Below are 24,623 nucleotides of genomic sequence, written 5' to 3'. Positions count from 1 at the left end.
TTGGCGGCTGGAAAATCGCGCGTTCCCGCGCCATGACGCGGGGACGGAGAAAATCATGGCCAAGCTTTATTTCAGTTACGCGACGATGAACGCGGGCAAGTCGACGCTGCTCCTGCAGGCGTCCTACAATTACCGTGAACGCGGCATGCGCACGGCGATCTTCATCGCCTCCTTCGACGACCGCGCGGGTCAGGGCCGCATCTCGTCGCGCATCGGGCTGACCTCAGATGCCATCGCCTTCGACCATACGGACGATCTCTATCGCCATATCGAGCAGCTGAACGGCGATGGCGAAGGCGAGATCGCCTGCGTCTTCGTCGACGAGGCGCAGTTCCTCTCGGAAGAGCAGGTCTGGCAGCTCGCCCGTGCCGCCGACCGCTTGCATATCCCCATCATGGCCTATGGCCTGCGCACCGATTTCCAGGGCAAGCTCTTTCCGGGTTCGCAGGCGCTGCTCGCCATTGCCGACGAGCTGCGCGAGGTGCGCACCATCTGCCATTGCGGCCGCAAGGCGACGATGGTCGTGCGGCTGGGCGCAGACGGCAAGGTGGCGCGCGAGGGCGCACAGGTGGAAATCGGCGGCAACGACAAGTACGTTTCCTATTGCCGCCGCCACTGGGACGACATCATGAACGCCGATTGACGGCATCGAGCGGCGAAGGACGGACGATGAAACATCTTCTTGCAGGTGCAGCCGCTTTCCTCTGTCTGACCACATCCGCGCTGGCGGAGGGCGATCCCATTGCCGGCAAGGCGGTGTTCAAGAAATGCATGGCCTGCCACTCGACGGAGCCGGTCAACAAGGTCGGGCCGACCTTGTCCGGCATCATCGGCCGGCCGGTCGCCTCCATTGCGGATTACGGCTATTCCCCGGCCATGACGGCCTTTGCCGAGGGCGGCAAGCAATGGAGCGAGGGGCTGATCGCCGAATATCTGATGGCGCCCAAGGCGATGGTGCCGGGCACGCGCATGACCTTTGCCGGGCTGAAGAAGATCGAGGACATCGCCAATCTCATTGCCTACTTGAAGAGCCCGGCGCAAGAGTAGGCGTGCCCAAGAATATTTGCCCGCCGGCCTTGCGGGCGTCCCGCGCTGTCCCACATCTTGTTCCGGTAACGCCGTCGGGCAGGTTCCTATCCGTCTGAAATCGTATAGTGTTGCCGCAACGGAATAAATCGGGCGGCGAAGACGTCTGCCGTGGAGAGTTTCAAGGGGACAAGGCATGGCCACACTTCAGAATTTCGATGCGGAAATCGAGAAGACCCGCAGCGTCGTCAGCCAGATGCGCAGCAAGATGGAGCAGTCGGGCGTCGTGCTCGACCAGTTCGCCAAGGCGGACACCAAGCTCGGCGACGTCAATTTCGACATCGAGAACGCCCGTATCTCGGATGTCATTAACCAGCAGAAGGTGATGGAAGGCAATATCGCCGATCTCATCATCGGGCTGGAGGATGCGACCAACATCTTCGGCACCGAATTCGAGAGCATGAAGAGCTACACGGGCTATGAAAAGTTCATCGGCATCTTCTCCAAGCAGAAGATGCAGCGCATGCGCACCGACCGCGTGCGCAACATGTCGCTCGCCGGCAACCTACAGGAACTGCTCTCGAAGTCTGACACGATCGTTGGCATCCTGAAGGAACAGAAGTCGATCCTCGACCAGCGCTACAAGACGTCCGAAGCCAGCCTCGTGCAGGTGATCGAGCGCCGCAAGGGCACGATGGTTAATCTGGAAGCGACCCAGAAGCGCATCGAGGAATTGAACCCGCTTCTCATGGACCTCGAAAACCGCATCGCCGCGTCTACCGACCAGAAGAGCCGCACGGAACTCGAAGGCGAGCGCTCGGCGCTGGCGACCGAATACAATATGATGCAGGCGAAGGAGCAGGAGCTTTTGGCCGAAAGCCAGACGCTCGAACGCTACACCTCGATGTTCCAGACCTTCGTCGATTCGCTCAACAACCAGATCGCCGCGCAGAACACGCTGATCAACAAGCTGACCATCGATACCGAGCAGCGCATCGTGCTCTACAAGGCGCTGGAAGATTCGTTGAAGACGGCCGCCCAGCAGGACGTGGCGCACAAGATCAATACGCTCGGTTCGCAGGTCGATACCGCGGCGGAAGAGACCATGGCCGGCATCGGTTCCGCCGCCCAGCGCCATATCGGTGACCTTCTCGAAATGCACGAGAAGAACATGCTGTCGACCCAGGACATCCAGCGCCGCAAGAAACTCGCCGACGATGCGTTTGCGCGGCGCTTCCAGGCCGTGATGGACAAGCACAACACTGCGAATTACGTGAAGCAGTGATGGTTGCAGGCATGCCATTGCCCCTCACCCTAACCCTCTCCGCGCAAGCGGGGAGAGGGGACGTGCCCCACGAACGGTCATTGTTTTGGGAAACCGGCGCGGCATATCTCCTTCGCCCCGTTTACGGGGAGAAGGTGGCCGGCAGGCCGGATGAGGGGCAGCCCGGACCTGCCCGTGAGGATGCTGTCCAATGAACGCCCCCGCCGACAGCGCCGTCGCGCAATATTTCTCCACCATCCGCTCCGCCCTCGGCGGCCTCGAAATCTTCCTGGCCGACCGCAACTCGCCGCTCTACCGCAACTCCGTCGTCGGCGAGATCGTCGTGCCTTATCTCGCCCGGCTGAAGGCCTCCTTCGCCTGCTGGGAGAACCGGATCGGCTTCATCGACCAGTTCCGCGTCTCGCGCGCCGAAAGCGGCTTTCCGGTGTTCCAGAACGTGCTGGAACTGGAAAACGACCGGCAGACAGCGGAAAAGCGGCTCGCCGCCATACCGAACGCCGACCAGCTTCGCGGCGAGATGGCGGATTTCATCCTGCGCCAGAAGGCTTTCCCGACCGATCTTCAGGGGCGCATGGCCGAGCGGCTCTATCTGGAACAGATCGGCAAGGGCGACATCTTTTCGCCCTTCGTGCTGCCGGAGACGATCCGCGTCGCGGTCAACCCCAAGACCATGCGGCCCTATTACATCGTCTGCTGGGGCGCCTTCGACGGCACTGCGACATTGCCGATGGTCTACATGGCGACCATCGAGGATTCGAGCGAGAACGTCGTGAAGATGCTGGTGGGGCAGGACGGCAAGCTCAACCCGGACGTGGACATCCCGCTGCCCGTCGGCGGCCTGCTCAATCCGGAGCTTGCCAGCCGTTTCGACGATTTCACGCTGAAGAACAGCGCCTATTCGCTGACACCCGCAACGATCGCCACCAATCTCGACAAGGATTTCCCGACGCTGCACCCCAAGCAGCTGCGCCGCATCGTGCTCGGGCCGTTCTATTCGGCCGGCATCACCGAGAACAATGCGCGGGTCAACGAGATCCTCTCCAAGGTGCGCAAGCCCGAAAACGCCTGGCTGCTGACCTGGACGGTGCAGGAGGTGTTTTCCAAGGCCGAGCGCCCGGCGCAGAAGGGGTTCTGGAGCTCCACCCCGTCGCAGGAGGAATTCCACATCGAGACCAACGATCTCGAAGCCGCCCGCATGGGCGTCAGCACATACGAAAAACATGCGCTTGTGCCGCACGATGCCTACCAGGCGCTTTACGCCGCAGGCGAGACCGCCGGCATCTTCGGCGCCTACAAGGTGCATGTGATTTCCGGAAACCAGGTGATCAGCGAGGGCTAACCAATGAGCCTCAATGCCGGACTGACGACGATCCACGAAGACGATATCGCCAAGCATCAGGCGGCGGCGCAGAGCCTTGTCACCAAGCTCGTCATCCTCGAAAGCGAGGACGGCAAAAGCGGCACGACGCTCGCCGGTACCGGCCGGCGTTTCGTCTCCACCGTTTCGACGGCGGGCACGCGGCGCACCCGCGAAGTGGAGCTGGCAAAGACCATCCAGTCCGTGCGCGCCGCCGATCCGCTGCTCTCGCCCCAGCAGCATGCCGTGCTGTTCCGCTCACGGCGCGGCTTGCAAGTGGCGCTCGCCGTCACCGATGCCTTCTCCCGCCAGACCAATCTCGAAAGCCTGCAATCGCGTAATCTCGCCTCGCCCCTGGCCGGCGACGAGGCAAACCAGTTTAAAGCATTGCTCGCCGCCTCCGCCTATATCGCCGCTTTCACCTTCGCCGCCTATCTCGGCGCGACGCTGCCGGGCGAGGGAGAGCCGGTGGAGGATGGTGGCGAGCCGGACTATCTCTTCGACACGCCGCAGGATGCGCTGAAAAGCATGATCGCCGGCCTTGAGCACACGATCGTCGGTGCGCCCGACGATGCAGCACTCGTCAGCCGCGCCCGCGCCTTCTCGCGCGTCGCCATCGAGGGCCTGATTGGCCGCCGTGCGCGCTTCACCGGCCTTGCCGGCTTCGAGAATGCGCATATCCGCATCGAGCAGGACGATTTCACGCTTTCCGGCTTCGACGTGGCGCCCGGCCAGAAGCGCAAGCCTCTGACCATGACCTTCAAGAAGCCCGAGGAGATCATCGGCAACCACATTGCCAAATACCAGGCGATGAAGCTCGCAAAGATGCTGGTCGCCTATGATTTCGAGCGGCAGCTCAACCCCTTCGTCGAACTCGGCGGCTTCCTCTTCACCTTCATCGGCGACGGCATGCCCGGCACCGGCAAGACGATTCTCATCCAGATGCTCGCCGGCCTCGTCAACGATTACTGCCAGACCGCCGGTTACGCCTTCCATTACGAGAATTTCGGCGTCGACCAGATTTCCTCCTATCAGGGCAAATCCGGCCAGAACTGCAAGGAATTCGTCAACAACGTCATCAACCCCAAGGCAATCGGCTTCGGCACGATCGACGACGTCGACCAGGTCGCGGCCAAACGCTCCGACGACCGGGCATCCGCCGGCCAGCACGAGGTGACGGCGGTGCTGATGGAAAGTTTTGCCGGTGCCTCGACGGTCATTCGCGGCAACTGCACCTTCGGCATGTTCTCCAACTATCCGGAAAACGTTGATGACGCTCTGCGTCAGCGCGCCGGCGCCCGCTGGCTGGTGGACGGCCCGCAAACCGAGGACGACTATATCGACATTTTTGCGATGCTGGTCGGCAAGAACCATTCGATTCCGCTCGGCGAGCACAAGCTCTTCGAAGGCCAGGAGATCAAGCGCGCCGTCTCGACCTCCTACGAGCAGCATGCCAAGCCCCAGGAAGACGGCCTGCTCGCCGTCTGGGAGGCGCATGAGAAGGAGCACGGCGCGGTCAAGTCGCTCGCCGATGTCGGCGCTTACCTGCACCGCATCAAGATCGCCGAACCGCGCTTCACCGGCCGCGCCATCAAGAACATCACCGACGCGATCAAGATGCGCGCCATGGACGTGGAACTGCCGGACGACTGGTTCACCACCGCTGATGCCTTCATGCACAAGGGCTATGACGAGAAGAAGGCGATGATCGAGGAACTGCGCGGCCCCATCTCGATGGAAATGGTGCTCCAGGAGATCAACCGCTACGCCGATTCCGAATTCCGCTACACCGACAAATCCGACGATGCCGCCGTCACCGACATCATCCGCCGCGAACGCCAGCGCGAAAAGGCGATCCGCGAGATGGAGACGATGAAGGCGGAGGGGCGGTGGTAGAGGTGGGGCTGCCCCTCATCCGGCCTGCCGGCCACCTTCTCCCCGCAAGCGGGGAGAAGGAGATATGCCGCGCCGTTTTCCTCCCTTCGCGACCTACCGCCGGGCAGGTCCCCTCTCCCTGCTTGCGGGGAGAGGGTTAGGGTGAGGGGCAGATGCGTGGCGCGAACGGCAAGAGGACAGATAGAGCGCGCCAACTGCGTCAAGTCGACAATGATGCGGAAACATGGCTTTGGTCGGATTTGCGGGCACGGCGTCTGAACGGCTTCAAGTTCGTGCGGCAGCTCGCAATCGGTCTCTATTTCGCAGACTTTGCATGCCGGGAGAAAATGCTGGTGATCGAGGTTGACGGCAGCCAGCATGCGGGTAGTGAATAGGACCAGAAACGAAATGAATTCATGCGCCTGAATGGGTGGTCAATAGCCCGTTTCTGGAATGTGGATGTGATAACAGAGCGCGAGGCTGTATTGGAGACGATCGTGGCGATATGTGAAGGTCGTCTGTCCGAGCGTGTATCTGGGCCAGGTTTCACGTTTCTGCCAGCAGCGGAGCGCCAATGAAACGCCTCCTCGAAGCCGAATTGATCTATGGGCGGCTGTTGCCGGTCGATGAGCCGCATCTGGTCGAGCGCTACAACAAGGCGCTGGACGGGTTTGGCATGCGGCGCACGGCGCTTACCAATTTCCGGATCGACATGACGGGGTTTTCGCCGGAGATTGCCGATGAGCTCGGCGACCGGGATTATCTCGATCCGAATCGTGTCAACCGGCGCTTCGTCATCATGACGCCGGAGCAGGTGAACCTGCCGGTGGTGCATACGAGTTTTTCGAACACCGCCGCCCTGATGCACGAGTTCTTTTCGGCGAATGCCCGGGCGATCAATGCGATCACCATCCGCGATGCGCTCTATGGCGAGATTGAGGACTCGGTGTCCGTCGTCAACGATATCGACGACCTGCTGTCGATCAACGAGGTGCGTTTCAAGGTGCTTTCGGCCGAGGACATGCTCGGCAAGGCGGGGGAGTTGCGCGGGCTCGTCGACCGGCTGAAGACCGTGCCGAATGCCTGGTCGGACGATGCCATGCTCAACCGCATGGTGGAACTGGCCAAGCAGACCGGCGATATCCGCCAGAATGCGCTGGTGCCCGACCAGCTCGTCTTCCGCCACGAAGCCTATTGGGCGAACCATTTCGGCGGCGTCTATGTCTTCCTCGACGACAAGACGACGACGGTGATCTGCGATCCGACCGTGCCGGGTTTCCGCCGCTCGCGGCCCTGGCAGGTGAGCTATATCGCGCTGAACGACCACAAGCGCATCTTCGAATTTCTCTCCTCGACCAAGCGGCTGGAACTGCCGCGCGCCTCGTGGGTCGAGCAATCCGGCCTCTTCCAGCACCGTGCGGATATGACGGTCGTCAATCTCGTCAACCAGGGCGATCCGACGAGCGATCTTGAAAAGGCCGACAGGATCTGGCTGCAGACCTGGATGCACCGCAATTCCGAGCTTGTGGCGCGCGACGGAACCTACCCGTTCCTGCAGGAAGCGATCCGCACCGTGGCGGCGACCGGCGAGATCAAGATCAACGAGGTGCAGCCGGAACGGCGGTTCCTCGTGGTGCGCGCAGCCCCCGAACATCCCGACCAGTGGCTGGTCAACCGCCTGATTTCACAGATGGTTCCTTATGACTTTGTGTCGCGCTTCGTCTTCGACAAGCAGGGTTTCTACGCGGCCTACGAGCAATATAGCGAAAAGTTCCGCGAGTATGTTGTTGCGACGTTGACGCGGACCTATCTGCAAGACAAGGCTGGCTTCCGCCGAAAGCTGTACGGCATCAGAGAGGACGATACCAATGCTTGACCCGATCGTGGCGTTTTTCCAGCGCATCTTCGCGGCCATCGGCCGGGGCATCGGCCTGGTGATCGCCTGGATCCTCTGGCCGTTCATGGCGGCGGCGAACTGGTATCGGGCGCGCGGCTGGATCATCAAGGGGCCGATCGGCATCGGCCTGCTGGTCCTCTTCGGCCTCTATGCCTATTTCATCTGGCAGGCCCAGGTGTGGAGCGGCTTCAACCCGGATTATGTGAACAATTACAATCTCGCCCAGCGCAAGCAGGATGCCGGCGTCGCCTCGACGGGCGCGGCCGCAACCACGCCGGCAGCAGGCGAGGTGGCGGAGCCGGAGCCGAAAACCTGCGTGCGCTCGGCGATCGTCGATGTGACGGCGGACCTGATCGACTACAATGTCAACCAGAATGCCTGGATCTCCTCGATGCTGCTCTACAAGCTCGGGCTGTTCGGGCTCGACTGGGACAAGACGCCGTGGTTCGACAACAAGGCGTCGTTCCAGCGCGGCATCAACCAGGCGGTGCGCCGCACCTCCGTCGAGCTCGTCGATTCGCTCGGCCGCGTGCGCGGCACGTCCGGCATCAACGCCGATCTCCAGCGCGCCCGCGGCAATATTCAGTTCGATGAGGAGACCTGGTATTTCGGCTCGGATTCGTTGCTGCCGAAGACGCCGACGCCGAACTATTACCGCACGGCGATGGCGGACCTGCGCAAGTTCAACACCTCGCTCGAATCCTGCGAGGCGATCTTCGACGGCCGCTCGGACAACCTGATCGAGTTCCTCGATCGCATTGCCAACGATATCGGCTCGACCTCCGCGATCATCCGCGAGCGCTCGGAGTTCCACAATGGCGGCTGGTTCGATACGCGCGCCGACGATCGCTTCTGGTTCGCCTATGGCCAGCTCTATGGCTACTACGGCATCCTGTCTGCGGCCGGCGCGGATTTCGACGCGGTCATCAAGGCGCGCGGCATCGAGCCGATCTGGGCGGAAAGCATCAAGCAGCTGCGCTCCGCGCTCAGCATCCAGCCGGCCATCATTTCGAACGGCCGCGAGGATGGCTGGATCATGCCGACCCATCTGGCGACGATGGGCTTCTATATCCTGCGCGTGCGCTCCAACCTCGTCGAAATGCGCGACGTGCTGGCACGGTGAGCGAATAGGGAGTTGCGAATAGCGAATAGCGCTAAATTCTATTCGCTATTCGCTATTCGCTATTCGCTATTCGCTTCCGCCGCAAATTTATCGCTCCGTGTCGTTTTTAACCCAGCAAGCGGCAAATTCCGGCGTGGCGCGGCGGGCGGCTTCACGCTGAAATGGCGGGGCAAATAACAAGGGAAAACGCCGCCTTCGGGAGAGGAGACCCGGCTGCGGACGTTTTGCCAAAAGGGAGCGACACTGCATGGCTGACGTGAAATCCGACATCGAAATTGCCCGCGCCGCAAAGAAGAAGCCGATCATCGAGATCGGCGGCAAGCTCGGCATTCCGCCCGAGCACCTGCTGCCCTATGGCCATGACAAGGCGAAGATCAGCGCCGAGTTCATCGCTGCGCAGAAGGGCAAGAAGAACGGCAAGTTGATCCTCGTCACCGCCATCAACCCGACGCCGGCGGGCGAGGGCAAGACGACGACGACGGTCGGGCTTGGCGACGGCCTCAACCGCATTGGCAAGAAGGCCATCACCTGCATCCGCGAAGCCTCGCTCGGCCCGTGCTTCGGCGTCAAGGGCGGGGCTGCCGGCGGCGGTTATGCGCAGGTCGTGCCGATGGAGGACATGAACCTTCACTTCACCGGCGATTTCCACGCCATCACCTCCGCGCACAACCTGCTTTCCGCGCTCATCGACAACCACATCTACTGGGGCAACGAGCAGAACATCGACATCCGCCGCATCGCCTGGCGGCGCGTGATGGACATGAACGACCGGGCGCTGCGCCATATCGTCGGCTCGCTCGGCGGCGTGGCAAACGGCTATCCGCGCGAGACGGGTTTCGACATCACGGTGGCCTCCGAAGTCATGGCCATCCTGTGTCTTTCGATGGATCTCAAGGACCTCGAAAAACGCCTCGGCAACATCATCATCGGCTATCGCCGCGACAAGTCGCCGGTCTTTGCCCGTGACATCAAGGCGGATGGGGCGATGACGGTGCTGCTCAAGGACGCCATGCAGCCGAACCTCGTGCAGACGCTGGAGAACAACCCGGCCTTCGTGCATGGCGGCCCCTTTGCTAATATCGCGCATGGCTGCAACTCGGTGATCGCGACGACCACGGCGCTGAAGCTCGCCGACTATGTGGTGACGGAAGCCGGTTTCGGTGCCGATCTCGGAGCGGAAAAGTTCTTCGACATCAAATGCCGCAAGGCCGGGTTGAAGCCGGATGCGGCGGTCATCGTCGCCACCGTGCGCGCCATGAAGATGAACGGCGGCATCAAGAAGGACGAGCTCGGCAAGGAGAACATCGACGCGGTCAAGAAGGGCTGCGCGAACCTTGGCCGGCATGTGCAGAACGTCAAGAAGTTCGGCGTGCCCGTCGTCGTCGCCATCAACCACTTCATCTCGGATACGGATGCGGAAATCCAGGCGGTGAAGGATTATGTGGCGACGCTCGGCGCCGAGGCCATCCTCTGCAAGCACTGGGCGCAGGGCTCCGCCGGCATCGAGGCGCTGGCGCACCGGATTGTCGAGCTTGCCGAATCCGGCCTGTCGCAGTTCTCGCCGCTCTACCCGGATGAGATGCCGCTGTTCCAGAAGATCGAGACGATCGCCAAGGACATCTACCATGCCGGCGAGGTCATCGCCGACAAGTCGGTGCGCGACCAGCTGCGCGTCTGGGAGGATCAGGGTTACGGCCACCTGCCGGTCTGCATGGCGAAGACGCAATATTCCTTCTCGACCGACCCGAACCTGCGCGGCGCGCCTTCCGGCCATACGGTGCCGGTGCGCGAAGTGCGGCTATCGGCCGGCGCCGGCTTCGTCGTCGTCATCACCGGCGAGATCATGACCATGCCGGGCCTGCCCAAGGTGCCGTCTTCGGAAAAAATCTTTTTGAACGAAGAAGGCTTTATCGAGGGCCTGTTCTGACAAAAGAGGGGCGCTTCGGCGCCCCTCCTGCTTTCGGCTTACGTGCGGCCGAGGAAGTCGAGCTTGCCGACGGGAACGCCGTTGTGGCGCAGGATCGCGTAGGCGGTCGTGAGGTGGAAGTAGAAGTTCGGCAGCGCGAAGGTCAGCAGGTAATCCTTGCCGGTGTAGGTCACATCCTGGCCGCGCGACTTTATGACGACCGTGCGTTCCGCGGCGCCCTCGAAGCCCGATTCCGGCACGGTGGCGAGATAGGAGACGGTCTTTGCGATGCGGGTGCGCAGGTCGGCCAGCGTCGTTTCGTCATCCGGGAAGCTCGGGGCGTCCGTGCCGGTGAGGCGGGAGGCGGCGCCCTTTGCCGTGTCGCTCAGGCGCTGGATCTGGCCGGCGAGCGAGAGCATGTCGGGCGAGAGGCGGGCATTCACCAGCACGTCCGTCTTGATCTTCTTTTCTTCCGCAAAGGCCTCGGCCTTGTCCAGCAGTTTCGTCAGCACGGCGAAACCGCGCTGGAAGGTGGGGATCGAGATTTCGTAGGGGGAGATCGACATGGTGGGGGACCTTTGAGGTGGAATGATTGGGCCGGAGCCGGCCGCCCTACAGATAGGTGCCGTCGTACCGCCTTTTGAGGAGCGCTAGAACATTTCCGCTTTTCTTCGAATCGCGAGAACGCTCTATCTCTTTGTTTTAACGCAATTCCGGACGCAAAACCGCTGCGCACTTTTGCTGGAATTACTAGGAAATAAACGGTGCCTACCAGCAATAGCGGTAGCCGCCGCGCCGTTCCTTCACGTCGAGATGCAGGTGGTTCTGGTGGGCGGCGTCGCTGCCCGGGTCGAGCACGGTCGTGAAGTAGAGGCAGGCGGCCTCGGTGATGGCGCGCTGGAAGGCGCCCTCCATGGTGGAATCCTTGTCGGCCGGGCGGATGGTGAGGGTCTTGCCGCTTTTCAGCGTGAAGCCCGCCACATCCACCGCATTGCCGAAGGCGTGCTCGGAAATCCTGCCTTCTTCGGCGCCGTTGCGGTTCTTGCAGACATAGGCTGAGGCCTGGGCGAGGACCGTGATCGTCTCGCCCGGCATGGCGGCTTCGAGCGAGGGTTTGACCGATCCCTCCATCCAGCGTGAAAGCTGGAGCGCGGTGTCGCAGCGCACCGTCGCCTCGGGCTCGACCTTGCTGCCGCCCGGCAGGCCCTTGAGCAGCACCGGCTTGTCGATGCCGCAGGCCTTGCCATCCTCGACAGCGGGCGCCTCCTCGAAGGTCGCGCCGATGCTTTTGAGTTCCGCCCGGCAGGCCGCCTGTTCCTGGCCGTCTTCCTGCGGGCGCTCCTTGGCCTTATCTTCCTCTTCCTTCGCCTTGCGCGCAGCCTCGGCCTTCGCGTCGTCGTCCTTCACGGCCTTGTCGGGCACGGCCTGATCGGGCGTCTCCTTGGCGTCTTCCTTGGCCTGCTGTTCCGGCCGGGCAGCGGGAAGCGGGCCTTCCTTCGGCAGGTCGGCAGCGCCGGTGAGCACCAGCGTGGCGGCAAGCAGAGCTATGCGATGGAGCGTTGCGATGGGTCCGTCTCCCGGCTGATTATATCAGCCGACAGGCTGATCGTATCAGCGGGGAAACGCCGGGGAATGGATTTGGTTGCCGGATTTTCGTTAGATGCCGGCGCCGTACACGATTTCCATGGAGGGCGGGCAGGAGCCGGCACAGTCGTCGATGATCGTGCGCACGCGCTCGATGAGGTGGATGCTGTCGCCGGCATCGTTGTTTTCGATAAGCTCGAGGAACAGGCGCACCATGGCGTGCGCCTCGTCGACCGTGCGTGGCTCATGGCGATAGATCGCATCGAAGACGCTGGCGATGCGGCCGTCCAGCGCCTTGAATTCGGGGGACTCGTATTGCTCGATCGTATCCGCCAGCAGGAGCTGCATTTCGCGGAACTGTTCCACCATGACGGAAACCATGGGTATTTGCCTTGACATCAATACTCTTCTATGGCCGCCATTAGCACATGCTCAAGAAAGGAGCAAATGCCGCGGCATGGTGAAAATTCGCCATATTGACAGATTGTTTCGCCGCACTAAGCCGTCACGCACGGTGTGTAATGGCCGGTGGTGCGCCGGCGCAACATCCGGAAAGCCAGCGGTAAACGGCCGCAATCGGTCTTGCGCGCCGCAAAACTTCAGGCTAACACTCGTCGCCATGGAAAAGATGATCATCATTGCTGGTTGGTGGTGGGCTCGCTGAGGCGGCCTTGACCAGTCATGCGTGATTGAGACGACAAGCCGCCCGAAACCTTCGAGGCGGCTTTTGCTTTTTTAAGCCGCCTTCAAGGGAGCGGGCCTGAAACGGAGTTGGGGAATGGCCACGAAAATTCTGGAAGACGGCGCGGAAGCCTACGAGACGAAGGGTGGCGTGACCGTCACGCGTCGCCGGCGCGCAACAGATTATGCGAACTCGATTTCCGCCTATGTCGACAAGCTCGATGAGCGGCGCGGCGCGGTCTTCTCGTCGAACTACGAATATCCCGGCCGCTACACGCGCTGGGATACCGCCGTCGTCGATCCGCCGCTCGGCATCTCCTCCTTCGGCCGCGCCGTCTGGATCGAGGCTTACAATGCACGCGGCGAGGTGCTGCTTTCCCTGATCGCCGATCGCCTGGCCGCGGTGCCGGAACTGGCGCTCGGCGCCCGCACGGCGACCCGCCTCGATCTCGACGTGAAGCTGCCCGACCGGATCTTCACCGAGGAAGAGCGCTCCAAGATGCCGACGGTGTTCACGGTGCTGCGCGCCGTCACCGACCTCTTCCATTCTGACCAGGATGCCAGCCTCGGCCTCTACGGCGCCTTCGGCTACGACCTCGCCTTCCAGTTCGATGCGATCGAGCTGAAGCTGAAGCGCCCGGACGACCAGCGCGACATGGTGCTTTTTCTGCCGGACGAGATCCTCGTCGTCGACCACTATGCCGCCAAGGCCTGGATCGACCGCTATGATTTCGCCAAGGATGGGCTTTCGACGGAAGGCAAGGGCGAGGCGATCGAGGCCGAGCCGTTCCAGACGGTTGATGTCATCCCGCCGCATGGCGACCACCGGCCCGGCGAATATGCCGAGCTCGTCGTCAAGGCGAAGGAAAGTTTTCGCCGCGGCGACCTGTTTGAAGTCGTGCCCGGCCAGAAATTCTTCGAGCGCTGCGAGAGCAAGCCTTCGGAAATCTCCAAGCGGCTCAAGGCGATCAATCCGTCGCCCTATTCGTTCTTCATCAATATCGGCAATCAGGAATATCTTGTCGGCGCCTCGCCGGAAATGTTCGTGCGCGTGTCCGGACGGCGCATCGAGACCTGCCCGATCTCCGGCACGATCAAGCGCGGCGAAGACCCGATTGCCGATTCGGAACAGATCCTGAAACTGCTCAATTCGAAGAAGGACGAATCCGAACTCACCATGTGCTCGGACGTCGACCGCAACGACAAGAGCCGCGTCTGCGAGCCGGGCTCCGTCAAGGTCATCGGCCGCCGGCAGATCGAGATGTATTCGCGCCTCATCCACACGGTGGACCATATCGAGGGTCGTCTGCGCGACGATATGGACGCCTTCGACGGTTTCCTGTCGCATGCCTGGGCCGTCACCGTCACCGGCGCGCCGAAGCTGTGGGCGATGCGCTTCATCGAGGCGCATGAGAAGAGCCCGCGCGCGTGGTATGGTGGGGCGATCGGTATGGTCGGCTTCAACGGCGACATGAACACGGGGCTGACGCTGCGCACCATCCGCATCAAGGACGGCATTGCGGAAGTGCGCGCCGGCGCGACGCTGCTCTACGATTCGAACCCGGAAGAAGAAGAAGCCGAAACCGAACTGAAGGCATCCGCCATGATTGCAGCCATTCGTGACGCCAAGGCCGGCAATGCCGCAAAGGTCCAGCGCGACGTCGCCTCCGTCGGGGCAGGGGTGAATATCCTGCTCGTCGACCACGAGGACAGCTTCGTGCACACGCTCGCCAACTACTTCCGCCAGACCGGCGCGAACGTGACGACGGTGCGCACGCCGGTGCCGGAAGAGGTGTTCGACCGCCTGAAGCCGGATCTCGTCGTGCTGTCGCCCGGCCCCGGCACGCCGAAGGATTTCGACTGCAAGGCGACGATCAAGAAGGCGCGCGCCCGCAACCTGCCGATCTTCGGCGTCTGCCTCGGTCTCCAGGCGCTCGCCGAAGCCTATGGCGGGGACCTGCGCCAGCTCGCCATCCCCATGCACGGCAAGCCGTCGCGCATCCGCGTGCTGGAGCCCGGCATCGTCTTCTCCGGCCTCGGCCGCGAGGTGACGGTCGGCCGCTACCATTCGATCTTCGCCGATCCCTCGACCCTGCCGCGCGATTTCATCATCACGGCGGAGAGCGAGGACGGCACGATCATGGGCATCGAACATGTAAGCGAGCCGGTCGCCGCGGTGCAGTTCCATCCGGAATCGATCATGACGCTCGGCCAGGATGCCGGCATGCGCATGATCGAGAACGTGGTGGCGCACCTCTCCAAAAAAGCCAAGGTAAAAGCCGCCTGAGGCTTTGACAAAACGGCCGAACTGGCCGATAGCAGGCCCAAGAGAAAACCGCGTGCACGTCCCCGTGCGCGCGGTTTTGCGTTGATGGGCACGGCTTTTGCAACTCGGTTGCATCTGCATGGAAAGAACGGCCATGGAAAACACGGATAGCAAGACGGTCAAGCGGCTGGCGCTCTGGGGCATTCCGCTGTCGCTCGGCGTGATGGGGCTGAAGCTCGTCGCCTGGTGGGTGACGGGGTCAGTGGCGCTGCTGTCGGACGGCATGGAATCGAGCGTCAACGTGGTTGCCGCCATCGTCGCCTTCGCGGCCATCACCTATGCGGCAAAGCCCGCCGACAAGACGCATCCCTTCGGCCATCACAAGGCTGAATATCTTTCGGCGGTTCTGGAAGGCGTGCTGATCGTCGTCGCGGCGCTGCTCATCGTGGCGGAGGCGCTGCCCGCGGTCATGGCGCCGACACCCATCGAAGCACCGGCGCTCGGCCTCGCCATCAACTTCCTGGCCGGCGTCATCAATGCGATCTGGGCCTTCGTGCTCATACGCGCCGGCCGGCGCTATCGCTCGCCGGCGCTCTCGGCGGATGGCCAGCATATCCTGTCCGACGTCGTCACCTCGATCGGCGTGCTCGTCGGCCTCGTGCTGGCGATCGCGACGGGGTATGCGGTGCTCGACCCGCTTTTGGCGGTGCTGGTCGCGCTGAACATTCTGTACCAGGGCTGGAAGGTCATCGCGCATTCGGTCGACGGGCTGATGGACCATGCGGTGGAGCCGGAGGAGGCCGATGCCATCCAGGCGGCCATCGCCGCCCATGGCGCGGGTTCGCTCGGCGTGCATGATCTCAAGACCCGGCGGGCGGGGTCGGCGACCTTCGTCGATTTCCACCTGGTCGTGCCGGCATCCATGCCGGTGGGGCAGGCGCATGACATCTGCGACCGGATGGAGGATGCCATCCGCACCGTGCAGCCCGGCGCGCAGATCGCCATCCATGTCGAGCCCGAGACGGAAAAGGCGCATGGTATCAGGGTCAAGATCGAGGAGGCATGACGATGAGCAAGACGGACGTATCGGGACTGTCGCAACTGGGGCAGGCGGTGGAGCTTCCCGTCAATCCGGAAACCGCGGTGCTGGAAAAGGTGCCGAGCAACCACGCCGGCACGGATTTCGTCGTGCGCTTCACGGCGCCGGAATTCACCTCGCTCTGCCCGATGACCGGCCAGCCGGACTTCGCGCATATCGTCATCGACTATGTGCCGGATGGCTGGCTGGTCGAATCGAAGTCGCTGAAACTCTACCTGCATTCCTTCCGCAACCATGGCGCCTTCCACGAGGATTGCACGATCGACATCGCCAAGCGGCTCGTCGATCTCTTGCAGCCGAAATGGCTGAGGATCGGCGCCTACTGGTATCCGCGCGGCGGCATTCCGATCGATGTGTTCTGGCAGACGGGGGAGGCGCCGAAGGGCGTCTGGCTGCCCGACCAGGGCGTGCAGCCCTATCGCGGACGCGGATAAGGCGGCGGCGGTTGCCCGCCGCCTCTTAAAAATCAGCCGAAGGCGAGGGCGAGGCCGGCGAGTGCCGTTGCGCCACCGATGATGCGGGCAGCGATCGCGCCGCCGGAAAGCCGCGCGATGCCGAGACCGAGGCCGATGCCGGCGCCATGCAGCAGCGCGGTCGCGATGACGAAGCCGATGCCGAAGGACAGCGCGCCGGCCGAGCCGAGCTCGCCGCCATGGGCATGGCCATGGAAGAGCGCGAAGACGGCGACGATCGCGGCCGACACGACCGTGTCGAGCTTCACCGCCATGGCGACGAGGAGGCCGAGTGCGACGACCGAGGCGAGGATCGCGGGCTCGACGAAGGGCAGGCCGATGCCGGCGAGCGCAACGCCGAAGCCGAGCGCCATGGTCGCAACGAAGGCGGTGGGCACGGCCCACAGCGCCTTGCCACCGATCTGCGCCGCCCACAGGCCGACGGCGACCATGACGAGGATATGGTCGAGGCCGAACAGCGGATGCGAGAAGCCGGCCATGAAGGAGCCGTGCTCTTCCGGGTTGAGATGGGCAAAGGCCGGTGCCGTCGTGGCGGCGAGCGCTGCAAGCGCCAGCGTGATGCGTCTGATCATGATGTCCCCTGTTGCGCCGGTGGGGGCCCCGGCGTTTCGTCAATGAGAACCGCATCCTAGGAGCTAGGCTCCGGGCAAGTCCATACGCAAATTGCGTAAGTGCGGGCGGCGGCATTTACCCTGTTTTCCGGTGGCGCCGACGTGCTCTATCGCGCGCTATCGGTTTTGTTGCATTGTCTTGGCCGGTGAGTCGCATTATCTGACAGCGACAGGACTATTCTGACGAGCAATCGGAGATTTTGCATGAGCGACGAGGACGACAAGAAGACGGAACTGCCCCTGGGCAAGGAAACGGAGGCGAACCTTTTCAAGTCGCGTTCGATCTTCATCTATGGGCCGATCAACCAGGAACTGGCGCAGAAGGTCTGCTCGCAGCTCGTGGCGCTCGCCGCCGCCAGCGACGAGGACATCCGCATCTACGTGAATTCGCCGGGCGGCCATGTCGAATCGGGCGATTCGATCCATGACATGATCAAGTTCATCAAGCCGAAGGTCTGGATGATCGGCACGGGCTGGGTCGCCTCCGCCGGTGCGCTCATCTATGTCGCGACGCCGAAGGAACGCCGGCTTTGCCTGCCGAACACCCGCTTCCTGCTGCACCAACCGTCGGGCGGTACCCGCGGCATGGCGTCTGACATCGAGATCCAGGCCCGCGAGATCATCAAGATGAACGAGCGCCTGAACCGGATCTTCGCCGAGGCGACCGGCCAGCCGATCGAGAAGATCGCCAAGGACACGGACCGCGACTACTGGCTCTCGGCCGAAGAGGCCAAGGGCTACGGCCTGGTCTCGCGCATCGTCACCTCGCAGGGCGACATCTGAGGCTTTCTGCCTTTCCGAATTGACGAAGCCCTCCCGTCGTGGAGGGCTTTTTCTTTTGGGCGCTTGCGCTTTGCGCCTCCCGCCGGTATAGACGGCCTCATGTTGAAGACCAGCGCACAGATCATCGAACGAGTTTCCCGCGGCAGCGCAGCTGTTCGTGAGCGTTCGCGCGGCTTCTCCTCGCTTCTTCTTCTCGGCCTTACGCGCGGTTGCCGGGTTCGTTGAGGAGCGCCCGGCGGCCGAAAAGCCCGCCCAGGCCATAGCTCCTCGTTTCACCCTACGCATTAATTCCGGTTTGGCCGCCCACGGCCAGCATTCGCCGTCGCAAAATGCGCACGCTTGCGCTAAGACGCTTTCGCGAATGCCGGGACGACGAAGAGACGAAGACGATGATTTTGAAGACCCATACGCCCAAGCAGGGCATGCCCGAGGCCGCCGTCAAGTACCAGGCCTACCCGACCATCAACATCCCGGACCGCACCTGGCCCGGCAAGGTGATCACCGAGGCGCCGATCTGGTGTTCGGTGGACCTGCGCGACGGCAACCAGTCGCTGATCAACCCGATGGGCCACGACCGCAAGGCCCGCATGTTCCAGCTCTTGCTCGACATGGGTTTCAAGGAAATCGAGATCGGTTTCCCCTCCGCCTCGCAGACCGATTTCGACTTCGCCCGCTGGTGCGTCGAGCAGGGAAATGTGCCGAAGGATGTCTCGTTGCAGGTGCTGGTGCAGTGCCGGCCGGAGCTGATCACCCGCACCTTCGAGGCGCTGGAAGGCGCGCATAACCCGATCATCCACTTCTACAACTCCACCAGCGAATTGCAGCGCCGCGTGGTGTTCGCCAAGGATGTTTCCGGCATCAAGCAGATCGCCACCGATGCGGCCAAGATGATCACCGACATGGCCGCCAAGGCCGGCGGCGGTTACCGCTTCGAATATTCCCCGGAAAGCTTCACCGGCACCGAGCTGGAAGTGGCGCTGGAGATCTGCAACGCGGTCGTCGAGATCGTCAAGCCGACGGCTGACAACAAGCTGATCCTCAACCTGCCCTCCACCGTCGAGATGGCGACGCCGAACATCTATGCCGACCAGATCGAATGGATGTGCCGCAACATCGACAACCGCGAGAACGTCATTATCTCGCTGCACCCGCACAACGACCGCGGCACCGGCATCGCCGCCACCGAACTCGCCTTGATGGCGGGCGCGGACCGCGTCGAAGGTACCCTGTTCGGCAATGGCGAGCGCACCGGCAATGTCGACGTCGTCACGCTGGCCTTGAACATGTACACGCAGGGCGTCGATCCCAAGCTCGACTGCTCCGACATCGAGCGCATCAAGGCGGTCTATGAATATTCCAACGAAATGGCCATTCCGGAACGCCACCCCTATGTCGGCGAACTGGTCTACACGGCCTTCTCCGGCTCGCACCAGGACGCCATCAACAAGGGCATGAAGGCCATCAAGAAGGCCAACAAGCCCTTGTGGGAAGTGCCTTACCTGCCGATCGACCCGCAGGATGTCGGGCGCTCCTACGAGGCGATCATCCGCATCAACTCGCAGTCCGGCAAGGGCGGCATCGCCTATATCCTCCAGGAAGACTACGGCATCAACCTGCCGCGCAACCTGCAGGTGGAGTTCCGCGAGGAGATCCAGCGCATCACCGACGAGGAGGGCGTGGAGCTGCCCTCGAAGCGCATCCACCAGAGCTTCATGGACCGTTACGTCACGCAGCCCGGCACGCGCCTGCGCTTCGTCGATCACCACACCTATCCGGACGATGCCGGCCAGAAGGGCACGCGCATCGTTGCGGCCGAGGTCACCGATGGCGGCGAGACGAAGCGCATCGAAGGCAAGGGCACCGGCCCGATCGACGGCTTCATCAACGCGCTGTCGATCTATCTCGGCATCCCGATGTCCGTGGCGGACTATTCCGAGCACTCGCTCCAGCACGGCTCGAACGCCGCAGCCATCGCCTATGTGGAAGTCGAGCATCCGGGCGGAAAACTGTTCGGCGTCGGCATCAACACCAACATCGTGACCGCCTCGCTCGAAGCCATCGTTTCCGCCGCAAACCGCGTGCTCGCGATCCGCGGCTGAGCCGTTTGCGCGTTACAATCGAATGCGCCCCGGTCGCCTCGCGGCCGGGGTTTTTTGTATCAGTACATTCTTAACTATCCTGTGAAATATTATAGTTCATAGCGAAAGGCTGCCTCGATCGATGAGGTGGCGGCAATGATTGCTTGATCGCGGAGCCGCCTTTGGCGGCCGATACCCATTGCGTGCGCGGCGCGAAAAGCCGCAAATTTCTGCTTTTCAGGACATTACGGAATGCCAGTCGCGACCCGGCTTATGGCTGGCCATGTCGCGTGGCTACTCATCGGGGGAGATGTGACTATGGGCATGCGCTTCGGAATTTCCGCCCGTCTCGGGCTAGGCTTCGGCTTTCTCGTCGTTTTGATGATGGTATTGACGTGGACATCGGTCTCGCAGGTCAACAGCATCAACCACGACCTCGGCCGCATCAACGACGTCAACAGCGTCAAGCAGCGCTTCGCGATCAACTATCGCGGCAGCGTGCACGACCGCGCCATCGCCATCCGTGACGTGGTTCTCGTCAGTTCGGACGACGAGCGCAAGGAGGCGATCGCGCTGATCGACAAGCTCGCCGCCACCTATGCCGAAAACGAAAAGAAGATGGCGGACATGGTGACGCCGCCTGATGGCGCGACGGCCGAGGAACGCACGATCCTCGCGGAAATCGCCGACATCCAGGCGAAGACCAATCCGCTCGTGGCCGAGATCATCGATCTGACCGCCAAGGGCGACGCGGCAAACGCACATACCGTGCTGCTTGAAAAGGCCCGTCCGCTCTTCGTTTCGTGGCTCGGCGCCATCAACAAGTTCATCGACTACCAGGAGAACCTGAACAAGACGATCGGCGGCGATGTCCGCACGTCGGCAAGCGGCTTCGGGAACCTGGCGATGATCGAGCTTTCGGTCGCCGTCGTGCTGGCGCTTGTCGCCGCCTTCCTGGCGAGCCGCTCGATCACGCGCCCCGTCGGCCAGTTGCGCACCACGCTTGCCGCCATGGCCCGCGGCGAACTCGACAGCCAGTCGGTGACCGACGGCCGCAAGGACGAGATCGGCGACCTGGCGCGCGCCGTTGCCGAGGTTCGCGATGCGACCCGCGCCCGGGCTGACGAACGCTCGCGTGTCGATGCGGATCGCGCCTCCGCCGAACATGCCCGCATGAGCGCCGACGCGGATGCCCGCTCCATCCAGGCCTCGCGCACTGCGACCGCCGTCGGCGAGATCGGGCTCGCCCTCGAAGAAATGGCCAATGGCCGCCTCGACTACCGCATCACGCAGGGCTTCGACGCGGAACTCGATACGCTGCGCGTCAACTTCAACGCGTCGATCGGCAAGTTGCAGGAGACCGTCGAGGCGATCGGCCGCATCGCCGGCTCCATCGATGCGGGCGCCCGCGAGATCAGCGGCGCCACCAATGACCTCGCTCGCCGCACGGAGCAGCAGGCGGCCTCCGTCGAGGAGACGGCGGCGGCGCTGGACGAGATCTCGACGACGGTCGCCGACTCGACCAAGCGGGCGGAAGAGGCGGGCTCGCTGGTTGCCGAAACCCGCCGCAATGCGGAAAAGTCCGGCGACGTCGTCGCCCAGGCCGTTGCCGCGATGGGCGAGATCGAGCGCTCGTCCACCGAGATCAACAACATCATCAGCGTGATCGACGACATCGCCTTCCAGACCAACCTGCTGGCGCTCAATGCAGGTGTCGAGGCGGCGCGGGCCGGCGAGGCGGGCAAGGGTTTTGCCGTTGTCGCGCAGGAGGTCCGCGAACTCGCCCAGCGCTCCGCCACGGCGGCAAAGGAGATCAAGCAGTTGATCAACAGTTCCGGCGAGCAGGTGCGCGCCGGCGTGTCCCTTGTCGGCCAGACCGGCACGGCGCTGACGGGCATCGTCTCCGGCGTGCAGGAGATCAACCGTCACGTCGTCTCGATTGTGGAGGCTGCCCGCGAGCAGGCGACGGCGCTGAAGGAGATCAACGCCGCCGTCAACAGCATGGATCAGTCGATCCAGCAGAACGCGGCGATGGTGGAAGAGACATCCGCCGCCAGCCAGACGCTTGCAAGCGAATCGGTCTCGCTTTCGGGCCTGCTCGCGCAGTTCCGCGACGGCGGGCAACGCCGCCCGGCGGCGGTCGCGTCGTCGCAGGCCCGCTCTGCCCCGGCACGACGTCCCGCACCGGCGTCGCACGGCAATGCGGCCCTCAAGGCGAGCGAATGGGAAGACTTCTGATCGTTGCGGTAGACTGATCAAGCCGGCTGGATTCCAACGAATCCGGCCGGTTTTGTTTTGCCGTCAGATCGACGCAGACACGGTTTCCGCCAGCCGTTCGAGGCCAGGATCTGCCGAGGGGCCGACCACCACGTAGGAGGCGTTGCCCTTCTGCCAGGAGACGAGGCCGATATCGTTGCGCATGCTCTCGGAGAGGGCGGTTGCGCTTCCGACCGGGTCGCTCTGCAGGAAGCAGATGGCGAAGATCTCGTTTTCGGCATTGCGGTAGAGAAGCTGGGCGGTCGGCTTGCCGCCGGCGACCAGCAGGCGCGCGCCTTCGAACGTGAGGTTCTGGCCGGACAGGTCGGGCAGGGCGAAATTCACGCCGGTGCTGGCCGACAGCCATTCGACGATATGGTCCTGCTCGCTCGCCGGCACTTCCACCAGATGGCGCGTCTGGCGCGAATAGATGCGGTGATAGTCGGCGATGTCGTCGAGCCAGGTGCGGGCAGGGGCGAACTGGGTGGAGGCGACTTTCTGCGCGGCATCCCGCTGCTCGGAGACGAGGTAGCCGGCGGCACCGCCGGCGATGAACAGCGCCATCGAGGCGGCCAGCGCCTTCGGCCAGAACGGCGATTTTCGGCGCGGAGCGGCGGTGGCGACCGGAATGGCGGCAAAACCCGATTTCGGCGGTTCGTCCTCGGTCTTACCGGCGTCCTTGATGTTGCGCACCAAGTCGAGCGGGATCGGCTCCTGCAACAGTCTGTCGAATGCGCGCGCACCGAATTCGCTGCCGAGCTTCAGTTTCTCGTAGACGCCGCGCGCGTCGTCGTCCTCGGCGAGGATGGCGTTGATTTCGTCCACTTCCGAATCCGGAAGCTGGCCATCGAGATAGGCCGACAAGCGTACTTCGAGCGGGAGACCCTGTGTGCTTTCCACGATCAGGCCCTCCTTTCCATCTGTTCGGAGATCATGGCCGCGAGCCTGATGCGGGCCGCCGAAAGCCGGCTCATCACGGTGCCGATCGGTATCCCCAGGATATCCGCCGCCTCCCGGTAGCTATGGCCTTCCACATTCACCAGGAGGAAGACGCTCGAAAGGCCTTCCGGCATGGTCATGATCAACTTGTGCAACTGCTTGGCATAGACCGCCTTGTCCGCTGATGCCTCGACATGCAGGTTATCCTGCTCGGCAACATCTACCGTGCCGGACCCTGTGCGGACCTTTCGCTTGCGGATTTCGTCCACCCAGAGATTGCGCGTCATGGCATAAACCCAGCTTTCCAGCCGGCCTTCCCCGTTCCAGAGATGGCTTCGCGTGATGGCTCGCTCGCATGCCTCCTGTACGAGGTCGTCGGCATCGCTGCCGTTTCGCGTCAGTGTCATGGCGAAACGACGCAGCTTCGGCAGCAAATTGACCAATTCTCGTCGGAACTCATTCGATTCTGCCGTCGGACGCATTGCTTTTCCAAGGAAACGTTCGGGATCAAAACTCTATTCGCCCCCGGGTGGGCAGCGAGTGTCTGATATGAAACATTCTTCCTAAGCTCTGCAAGCATGAACGGCAACCCGGAGCGCAGTTTCCTGCGTTCCCTCAACGATTGATCTTTTGTTGGCCGGCGCCGTCCCGTTTTCGGACGGCGCGGCCAGCGATGTCAGTAAGTGGTGCGCTCGCCACCGAGCGACTGGAGCAGGGCGCGGTAAGCCCAGGTGTTCTCGCCGCCGCGATCGCGGATTTCGACGAGCTGGACGCGGGCACCCTCGATGTCGCCCTGCTCGATCAGGGCCTGGCCCATATAGGAGCGAGCGAGAATATAGTTCTCGTCCTTCTGCAGCGCCCGCTTGTAATAGGTCATGCCAAGCTGCATGTCGCCGAGCTTGCGGGTGTTGTAGCCCATGTAGTTGAGAATGCGCGGGTCTTCCTGGTTGGAAGCGGCGCGCAGCGCGCGAAGCGCGTTCTCGTACTGGCCGGCATAGGCGAATTCGCGGGCCGCTTCATAGAGCTTGTTGTCGATATCGATCTGGCTCTTCTTCTCTTCGCCTTCCGGCGGCTTTTCCTCGGCCGGCGTGCCTTCCGTCGGCGTCACTTCCGCCGGCTTCAGGTCCTCGGGCGCGACGCATTCCTTCTTTTCCTCGTTCCAGATCTTGCCGTCCGTGCAGGTGGTCGTCGTTTCGGTGGCGACCGGCGGCGTCGTGGTGTCGGAATCCGCCGCGCGGGCGGGCACAAACGCCGTCAGCGAGACGGCGGCGCAGAATGAAAGCAGCATGGTGTGGCGAAGCATGGTCATGGGTTCCCCTCTCTATCGGATCGTCTGCCGGGCGCTGGCCGTCTCGTTTTGACCTGCCTTCCTGCATATCGCAGG

Annotated in this window: 21 protein-coding genes and 1 pseudogene; 15 read left to right on the top strand and 7 right to left on the bottom strand. The window is 62.8% G+C overall.

The genetic code is table 11. The features are described 5' to 3' along the window. Positions 1-55: 55 nt before the first annotated feature. From J2Y63_RS21825 to J2Y63_RS21785, 9 genes and pseudogenes are all read left to right on the top strand, one after another. The gene (locus J2Y63_RS21825; protein ID WP_435267790.1) at positions 56-643 is read left to right on the top strand and encodes a thymidine kinase; all 588 of its coding nucleotides are present in this window, start codon (positions 56-58) and stop codon (positions 641-643) included. Positions 644-669: 26 nt separating this feature from the next. Then, entirely contained in the window at positions 670-1,047 is a 378-nt protein-coding gene (locus J2Y63_RS21820) for a c-type cytochrome (RefSeq protein ID WP_435267789.1), read from the top strand. Between the two features lie 175 nt (positions 1,048-1,222). Further along, a complete protein-coding gene (locus tag J2Y63_RS21815) occupies positions 1,223-2,311 on the top strand; it encodes a hypothetical protein (protein ID WP_256117576.1) in 1,089 nt (362 codons plus the stop codon). 190 nt (positions 2,312-2,501) lie between these two features. After that, entirely contained in the window at positions 2,502-3,650 is a 1,149-nt protein-coding gene (locus J2Y63_RS21810) for a hypothetical protein (RefSeq protein WP_435267788.1), read from the top strand. Between the two features lie 3 nt (positions 3,651-3,653). Beyond that, positions 3,654-5,564 (top strand): AAA family ATPase, encoded by a 1,911-nt coding sequence (locus J2Y63_RS21805; protein ID WP_435267787.1) that lies wholly within the window; start codon positions 3,654-3,656, stop codon positions 5,562-5,564. 152 nt (positions 5,565-5,716) lie between these two features. Continuing rightward, positions 5,717-6,121, top strand: a pseudogene (locus J2Y63_RS21800) (endonuclease domain-containing protein). After that, positions 6,118-7,419 carry a DUF6638 family protein gene (locus tag J2Y63_RS21795; RefSeq protein ID WP_435267786.1) on the top strand — a complete coding sequence of 434 codons (1,302 nt, stop codon included), beginning with the start codon at positions 6,118-6,120 and terminating at the stop codon, positions 7,417-7,419. The pseudogene J2Y63_RS21800 and the gene J2Y63_RS21795 overlap by 4 nt, the downstream one beginning before the upstream one ends. Then, positions 7,412-8,563, top strand: coding sequence for a DUF2333 family protein (locus tag J2Y63_RS21790; protein WP_256117569.1), 1,152 nt, complete (start codon positions 7,412-7,414; stop codon positions 8,561-8,563). Before J2Y63_RS21795 ends, J2Y63_RS21790 begins: the two co-directional genes overlap by 8 nt. A 247-nt stretch (positions 8,564-8,810) precedes the next feature. After that, positions 8,811-10,490, top strand: a complete 1,680-nt coding sequence (locus J2Y63_RS21785) for a formate--tetrahydrofolate ligase (RefSeq protein WP_435267785.1) — start codon at positions 8,811-8,813, stop codon at positions 10,488-10,490. Positions 10,491-10,528: 38 nt separating this feature from the next. On the opposite strand, the gene J2Y63_RS21780 is transcribed toward J2Y63_RS21785, so the two are convergent. The 3 genes from J2Y63_RS21780 to J2Y63_RS21770 all read right to left on the bottom strand — a co-directional run bounded on the left by J2Y63_RS21780 (position 10,529) and on the right by J2Y63_RS21770 (position 12,452). Then, positions 10,529-11,035: a DUF1993 domain-containing protein gene (locus J2Y63_RS21780; protein ID WP_435267784.1), complete on the bottom strand. Its 507-nt coding sequence runs from the start codon at positions 11,033-11,035 to the stop codon at positions 10,529-10,531. A gap of 202 nt (positions 11,036-11,237) precedes the next feature. Continuing rightward, positions 11,238-11,993 (bottom strand): extensin-like domain-containing protein, encoded by a 756-nt coding sequence (locus J2Y63_RS21775; protein WP_435267783.1) that lies wholly within the window; start codon positions 11,991-11,993, stop codon positions 11,238-11,240. Between the two features lie 132 nt (positions 11,994-12,125). Beyond that, positions 12,126-12,452 (bottom strand): hypothetical protein, encoded by a 327-nt coding sequence (locus J2Y63_RS21770; protein WP_435267782.1) that lies wholly within the window; start codon positions 12,450-12,452, stop codon positions 12,126-12,128. 379 nt (positions 12,453-12,831) lie between these two features. Between J2Y63_RS21770 and J2Y63_RS21765 the strand changes: the two genes are divergently transcribed. The 3 genes from J2Y63_RS21765 to queF all read left to right on the top strand — a co-directional run bounded on the left by J2Y63_RS21765 (position 12,832) and on the right by queF (position 16,533). Beyond that, positions 12,832-15,021 (top strand): anthranilate synthase, encoded by a 2,190-nt coding sequence (locus tag J2Y63_RS21765; protein WP_435267781.1) that lies wholly within the window; start codon positions 12,832-12,834, stop codon positions 15,019-15,021. A gap of 133 nt (positions 15,022-15,154) precedes the next feature. Beyond that, positions 15,155-16,066, top strand: a complete 912-nt coding sequence (locus J2Y63_RS21760; RefSeq protein ID WP_435267780.1) for a cation diffusion facilitator family transporter — start codon at positions 15,155-15,157, stop codon at positions 16,064-16,066. 2 nt (positions 16,067-16,068) lie between these two features. Next, a complete protein-coding gene (queF, locus tag J2Y63_RS21755; RefSeq protein WP_435267779.1) occupies positions 16,069-16,533 on the top strand; it encodes a preQ(1) synthase in 465 nt (154 codons plus the stop codon). 32 nt (positions 16,534-16,565) lie between these two features. On the opposite strand, the gene J2Y63_RS21750 is transcribed toward queF, so the two are convergent. Beyond that, entirely contained in the window at positions 16,566-17,144 is a 579-nt protein-coding gene (locus tag J2Y63_RS21750; protein ID WP_435267778.1) for a HupE/UreJ family protein, read from the bottom strand. 243 nt (positions 17,145-17,387) lie between these two features. On the opposite strand from J2Y63_RS21750, the gene J2Y63_RS21745 reads away from it, so the two are divergent. The 3 genes from J2Y63_RS21745 (at position 17,388) to J2Y63_RS21735 (ending at position 22,282) form a co-directional block, all read left to right on the top strand. Further along, complete coding sequence (locus J2Y63_RS21745; protein WP_256117556.1) at positions 17,388-17,966, top strand: ATP-dependent Clp protease proteolytic subunit; 579 nt, start codon at positions 17,388-17,390, stop codon at positions 17,964-17,966. A 389-nt stretch (positions 17,967-18,355) separates the two neighbouring features. Continuing rightward, positions 18,356-20,065: a 2-isopropylmalate synthase gene (gene leuA / locus J2Y63_RS21740; protein ID WP_435267777.1), complete on the top strand. Its 1,710-nt coding sequence runs from the start codon at positions 18,356-18,358 to the stop codon at positions 20,063-20,065. Between the two features lie 297 nt (positions 20,066-20,362). Beyond that, positions 20,363-22,282: a methyl-accepting chemotaxis protein gene (locus J2Y63_RS21735; protein WP_435267776.1), complete on the top strand. Its 1,920-nt coding sequence runs from the start codon at positions 20,363-20,365 to the stop codon at positions 22,280-22,282. A 63-nt stretch (positions 22,283-22,345) separates the two neighbouring features. Here J2Y63_RS21735 and J2Y63_RS21730 read toward each other — a convergent pair whose 3' ends face one another. From J2Y63_RS21730 to J2Y63_RS21720, 3 genes are all read right to left on the bottom strand, one after another. After that, positions 22,346-23,200 (bottom strand): anti-sigma factor family protein, encoded by an 855-nt coding sequence (locus tag J2Y63_RS21730; RefSeq protein WP_435267775.1) that lies wholly within the window; start codon positions 23,198-23,200, stop codon positions 22,346-22,348. Positions 23,201-23,202: 2 nt separating this feature from the next. Next, positions 23,203-23,721 (bottom strand): RNA polymerase sigma factor, encoded by a 519-nt coding sequence (locus tag J2Y63_RS21725; protein ID WP_256117553.1) that lies wholly within the window; start codon positions 23,719-23,721, stop codon positions 23,203-23,205. A 194-nt stretch (positions 23,722-23,915) separates the two neighbouring features. Next, positions 23,916-24,548: a tetratricopeptide repeat protein gene (locus tag J2Y63_RS21720; protein ID WP_435267774.1), complete on the bottom strand. Its 633-nt coding sequence runs from the start codon at positions 24,546-24,548 to the stop codon at positions 23,916-23,918. Between the last annotated feature and the right edge of the window lie 75 nt (positions 24,549-24,623).

Origin of the sequence: Shinella sp. BE166 (genome assembly GCF_051201095.1) — a bacterium.
In the GTDB taxonomy this organism is placed as follows: domain Bacteria; phylum Pseudomonadota; class Alphaproteobacteria; order Rhizobiales; family Rhizobiaceae; genus Shinella; species Shinella lacus.
The sequence above is the reverse complement of the archived record's forward strand: the minus strand, read 5'-3'. Positions and strand labels throughout refer to the sequence as shown.

What these genes read in the sequence shown, in the direction of transcription:
- J2Y63_RS21825 (WP_435267790.1), top strand. Translation starts at nt 56, where the DNA reads ATGGCCAAGCTTTATTTCAGTTACGCGACGATGAACGCGGGCAAGTCG.
- J2Y63_RS21820 (WP_435267789.1), top strand. Translation starts at nt 670, where the DNA reads ATGAAACATCTTCTTGCAGGTGCAGCCGCTTTCCTCTGTCTGACCACA.
- J2Y63_RS21815 (WP_256117576.1), top strand. Translation starts at nt 1,223, where the DNA reads ATGGCCACACTTCAGAATTTCGATGCGGAAATCGAGAAGACCCGCAGC.
- J2Y63_RS21810 (WP_435267788.1), top strand. Translation starts at nt 2,502, where the DNA reads ATGAACGCCCCCGCCGACAGCGCCGTCGCGCAATATTTCTCCACCATC.
- J2Y63_RS21805 (WP_435267787.1), top strand. Translation starts at nt 3,654, where the DNA reads ATGAGCCTCAATGCCGGACTGACGACGATCCACGAAGACGATATCGCC.
- J2Y63_RS21795 (WP_435267786.1), top strand. Translation starts at nt 6,118, where the DNA reads ATGAAACGCCTCCTCGAAGCCGAATTGATCTATGGGCGGCTGTTGCCG.
- J2Y63_RS21790 (WP_256117569.1), top strand. Translation starts at nt 7,412, where the DNA reads ATGCTTGACCCGATCGTGGCGTTTTTCCAGCGCATCTTCGCGGCCATC.
- J2Y63_RS21785 (WP_435267785.1), top strand. Translation starts at nt 8,811, where the DNA reads ATGGCTGACGTGAAATCCGACATCGAAATTGCCCGCGCCGCAAAGAAG.
- J2Y63_RS21780 (WP_435267784.1), bottom strand. Translation starts at nt 11,035, where the DNA reads ATGTCGATCTCCCCCTACGAAATCTCGATCCCCACCTTCCAGCGCGGT.
- J2Y63_RS21770 (WP_435267782.1), bottom strand. Translation starts at nt 12,452, where the DNA reads ATGTCAAGGCAAATACCCATGGTTTCCGTCATGGTGGAACAGTTCCGC.
- J2Y63_RS21765 (WP_435267781.1), top strand. Translation starts at nt 12,832, where the DNA reads ATGGCCACGAAAATTCTGGAAGACGGCGCGGAAGCCTACGAGACGAAG.
- J2Y63_RS21760 (WP_435267780.1), top strand. Translation starts at nt 15,155, where the DNA reads ATGGAAAACACGGATAGCAAGACGGTCAAGCGGCTGGCGCTCTGGGGC.
- queF (WP_435267779.1), top strand. Translation starts at nt 16,069, where the DNA reads ATGAGCAAGACGGACGTATCGGGACTGTCGCAACTGGGGCAGGCGGTG.
- J2Y63_RS21750 (WP_435267778.1), bottom strand. Translation starts at nt 17,144, where the DNA reads ATGATCAGACGCATCACGCTGGCGCTTGCAGCGCTCGCCGCCACGACG.
- J2Y63_RS21745 (WP_256117556.1), top strand. Translation starts at nt 17,388, where the DNA reads ATGAGCGACGAGGACGACAAGAAGACGGAACTGCCCCTGGGCAAGGAA.
- leuA (WP_435267777.1), top strand. Translation starts at nt 18,356, where the DNA reads ATGATTTTGAAGACCCATACGCCCAAGCAGGGCATGCCCGAGGCCGCC.
- J2Y63_RS21735 (WP_435267776.1), top strand. Translation starts at nt 20,363, where the DNA reads ATGGGCATGCGCTTCGGAATTTCCGCCCGTCTCGGGCTAGGCTTCGGC.
- J2Y63_RS21725 (WP_256117553.1), bottom strand. Translation starts at nt 23,721, where the DNA reads ATGCGTCCGACGGCAGAATCGAATGAGTTCCGACGAGAATTGGTCAAT.
- J2Y63_RS21720 (WP_435267774.1), bottom strand. Translation starts at nt 24,548, where the DNA reads ATGACCATGCTTCGCCACACCATGCTGCTTTCATTCTGCGCCGCCGTC.